The sequence below is a fragment of the Rhizobium sp. UFLA01-1127 genome, from assembly GCF_059803845.1.
Window position 1 is genome coordinate 1 of record NZ_JAUQTZ010000253.1, and the last position, 3,661, is coordinate 3,661.

The 3,661-nt window shown below is 61.3% G+C and carries 4 protein-coding genes and 1 pseudogene; 3 read left to right on the forward strand and 2 right to left on the reverse strand.

Annotation, left to right across the window (positions count from 1 at the left end):
• Window positions 1-231, forward strand: a pseudogene (locus tag Q4Q11_RS31230) (chromate transporter); the annotation flags it as partial.
• A 21-nt stretch (window positions 232-252) separates the two neighbouring features.
• Here Q4Q11_RS31230 and Q4Q11_RS31235 read toward each other — a convergent pair.
• A complete protein-coding gene (locus Q4Q11_RS31235; RefSeq protein WP_113213860.1) occupies window positions 253-1,149 on the reverse strand; it encodes a DMT family transporter in 897 nt (298 codons plus the stop codon).
• Window positions 1,150-1,322: 173 nt separating this feature from the next.
• Between Q4Q11_RS31235 and Q4Q11_RS31240 the strand changes: the two genes are divergently transcribed.
• On the forward strand, window positions 1,323-2,213 hold the full coding sequence (locus tag Q4Q11_RS31240) for a LysR family transcriptional regulator (protein WP_112513027.1): 891 nt from the start codon (window positions 1,323-1,325) through the stop codon (window positions 2,211-2,213).
• Window positions 2,214-2,271: 58 nt separating this feature from the next.
• Window positions 2,272-2,673 (forward strand): GFA family protein, encoded by a 402-nt coding sequence (locus Q4Q11_RS31245; RefSeq protein WP_498571911.1) that lies wholly within the window; start codon window positions 2,272-2,274, stop codon window positions 2,671-2,673.
• Window positions 2,674-2,693: 20 nt separating this feature from the next.
• Here Q4Q11_RS31245 and Q4Q11_RS31250 read toward each other — a convergent pair.
• The coding region (locus Q4Q11_RS31250) for a sensor histidine kinase (RefSeq protein ID WP_498571912.1) at window positions 2,694-3,661 on the reverse strand (968 nt) is incomplete at its 5' end.

Consider the following 3,661-nt stretch of genomic DNA (forward strand, 5'->3'; position numbering starts at 1 on the left):
ATCCTGAACCTTGCCATTTGGTTTGGGCTCCATGTGCTGTTCCGTGAGACCACGAGCTTCACCTACGGTTCTTGGAGGATCGACACGCCCGTCCTGGCTTCGCTTTCATCGCCCTCGCTCATACTGACCCTACTGGCCGCGGCGGCCATCTTTCGCCTGAAGATGTCCGTGATAACGACTTTGCTGACATCTGCCGCTTTGGGTGTCGGCTGGACCGTCCTTGCTTCCTGACGAAAGGAGGCGTTCGCCGTGTCAACCGCGAGATGTCAGCCAAACGCCCGCCAGCGTCACCGCCAATCCCACGAACATTGCGGTCGTCAGCGGTTCGGAAAACAAGGCCCAGGCCCAGAGCATGGTCGCCGGCGGGCTGAGATAGATGGCCGCGCTGACCTGCGTCACCGGGAGGAGGCGCAGGCTGGTATAGTAGACCGAATAGGCGACAAAGGTTGCGATCAGCACCAGCCATATGATGCCGATCGCGAAGCTGCGGGTCATCGGCGGGGCGAGATTACCCTGCATCATGGCGCAGATTCCGAAGAGCGCCGAAGCCGTCAGGGTATGGATGCAGAGGCTTTGATGAACTGGCATATGTCCAGTCCGCCGCCGCTTGTGCAGAACCGATGCGAAGGCAAAGACGAGCATGGACCCGACGGTCAATCCATAGGCCCAGATGGGGGCCGAGCCGAAGGTAAGGCTGTCCAATGACACAATCAGCACGCCAGCGACTGCGATCGCCGTTCCAAGCCATTGGCGTCCGCTCAGGCGCTCCCCCAGGACCGGTTGGGAGAGGGCCGCAATGGCGAGCGGCAGCAGATCGGAGATCAGCGCCACCAGTCCCGTTGGCACCCGCTGTTCGATCGCCAGTGCAAATCCGCCGAGGTAGAGAAAGACCGCCATCACCCCGAACAGCATCTGCTCGGCAATCGCGCGCATCCGCATCCGCGTTCCGATCGTCAGAGCAAAAGGCAGCAGGATCAAACCCGAAACAAGCGTGCGCCAGAACAGGAGCAGCATGACGCTTGCCTCCTGGCTGGCATAGCGAATGCCGATGAAGCCGGAACTCCAGCTGACGATCAGGAGCGCGGCCATCAAGGGCCAAAGGAAACGGCGTTCGGTCGGCGAGGGCTGCGATAGGCTTTGGTCTGTCATCGGACTCCCGATCGAATGGCTTTCACGGCTCAGCCATAAGCGAGCGCTCGCTCGATGACACATGACAAATATCGATCATGGCATGACATCTCAGTTTTAAGGTTCATGATGATTTGCAAGATGCCGACGAAACGGGCATTCTTTTGCAGGACTATCATCTGACCGGAATTGCCGTGACCGAATTCACCAGCCGACGCTTGGAAATCGACGCGCTGCGCGCATTATGGGCGATACGCCATCACGGCGGCATTACCCGCGCAGCGGAAGCCTTGGGCCTGTCGCAATCCGCCGTCAGCCACAAGATCAAGCGGCTTGAGACGAGCCTCGACTGCGCTCTCTTGAGCCGCAAGTCCGGAGCGCCAATGTTCACCGCAGCCGGCGAGGATCTGCTTGATTACGCCGGCCGCATCCTCGGCCTTCATGACGAGGCGCTGCTGAGCATCTCGAAGACATCGCTTGCCGGCCGCGTTGCCCTCGGCCTCACCGAGGATACGACCTGCACCGACCTTGCCCGCATATTGGGGCGCTTCCGCCGCCTGCACCCGAACGTCTCAGTGCGCACCAAGGTCCGCATGAGCCTCATCCTGCGTGGAATGCTGGAGCGGGGAGAGCTTGACGCAGCCATTATCCAGGTCTTCGCCCATGAGGTTCGCCCGACCGACGTCGTTCTCTTTCGCGAGCAGCTGCATTGGGTCAAGCATCCGGACCTGTTGTTGCCGCAAGGCGGGCCGGTTCCTTTTCTGTCCTTCGATGATGAATGCTTCTACCGCCGTTGGGCACTCGATATCGGACAGGACGGTGGCGTCGTTCTTGAAACCGTATTCGAATGCTCGAGCGCCGCAGGGATTATTGCGGCGGTGACCTCGGGCCTGGGCGTAGCATTACTGAACGGTCGCCATTTGCAGCCGGACATGGAGATCATCACCCAAGACCTGCCTGCGCCGCCGGCGTTGGCCTATGTGGCGCGTCGCGGCCGCAAGGCAAGAAATCCCGCGCTCGATACGCTCATCGGGGAGATCGAGAGCGAGATCAGCCGTTATGGGGGACTGGCTTTGGCGAGCTGAGCTGATTGAAGGCAGAATGTTGCCTTTAACTGAGGGATCCAAATGGAGCGGCCCACTTATGCTGATCGGCTCATGTCACTGCGGTGAGGCGGGTTGGACGCTTGCAGGCGATCCAGGCTCGATCACGGCCTGCAACTGCACGCTCTGCCGGCGCTACGGCACGCTGTGGGCCTACGACTACGAAGGAGAGCGGGTCTTCATCAGTGGCCAGACTGCCTCCTATACCCGCGCCGGCAAGGACAAGCCGTCTCTCGAGATACTGTTCTGCCCGTCCTGCGCCTGCGTCGTGAGCTGGCGCAGCCTGCGACTGCAAAAGGATGGCCGCCGGCGCATGGCGGTCAACGTGCGGCTGGCGCCGCCGGATCTTGTCGCTGATCTACCCATCGATCATTTCGATGGACTGGATACGCTTGAAGACCTTCCTTCCAAAGGACGGTGCGTGCGTGACCTCTGGTTTTGATTACGGGCTGACAATCCCTCTCAATTCGCCAGTACCCTCTGCGACGGAAAGGTGATCTCGACCAGCGTACCCTCGTTCGGGGCCGAGCTGATCGAGAAGGTCGCCCGGTTGGCGTCGACCATGGCCTTGGTCAGCGGCAGGCCGAGGCCGGTGCCGTCGCCGCGCTTGCGGGAATTGGTCGAGACCTGCCGGAAAGGTTTCATCGCCTGCTCCAGCTCCGTGCGTGTCATGCCGACACCGGTATCCCGGATGCGCATCACGACGCTGCCATTGCCTTCATAGGAGGTGGAGACGACGATCTGGCCGCCCGACGGCGTGAAGCGGATGGCGTTGGAGAGGATGTTGAGCGCGATCTGCTTGATCGAGCGCAGGTCGGCCACGACATTCGGCACGGCCTGCGACAGGGCTGTGCGGATGATGACGCGCTGGCTGTTGGCCTGCGGCTGCACCAGCGACACCGCTTCGGTGATCGCTTCGTTCAGACCGACGGATGCAAAATCCAGATCCATCTCGCCGGCTTCGATCTTCGAGATGTCGAGGAGATCGTTGACGATGTCGAGAACATGCCGCCCGGAGCGGCCGATATCGGTCGCATATTCGATGTAGCGCGAATGGCCGATCGGCCCGAAGCGCTCGCCGGCCATCATGTCGGAAAAGCCGATGATGGCATTGAGCGGCGTGCGGATTTCATGGCTGACGCGGGCAAGAAAATCCGTCTTGTGGGCATTGGCGGTTTCGGCGGCGCGCTTGGCGTTGCGCAGCTCTTCCTCGGTCCGCTTCCATTGCGTGATGTCGCGGATGACGGCGCAGTAGCCGTTCGAGGAGTTGAGGCGTCCCATGGTCATGAACAGCGGCACGAAGCCGCCGGAGGCCTCGCGGCCGATCACTTCGCGGCCGTCATTGAGCACGCTGGCGACGCCGTGGCCGGAAAGGCCGCCGAGATAATCGAGCACAGCCTTCTGGCTCTCATGGGCAAACAGCATGACGA

What these genes read in the sequence shown, in the direction of transcription:
- Q4Q11_RS31235 (WP_113213860.1), bottom strand. Translation starts at nt 1,149, where the DNA reads ATGACAGACCAAAGCCTATCGCAGCCCTCGCCGACCGAACGCCGTTTC.
- Q4Q11_RS31245 (WP_498571911.1), top strand. Translation starts at nt 2,272, where the DNA reads ATGCTGATCGGCTCATGTCACTGCGGTGAGGCGGGTTGGACGCTTGCA.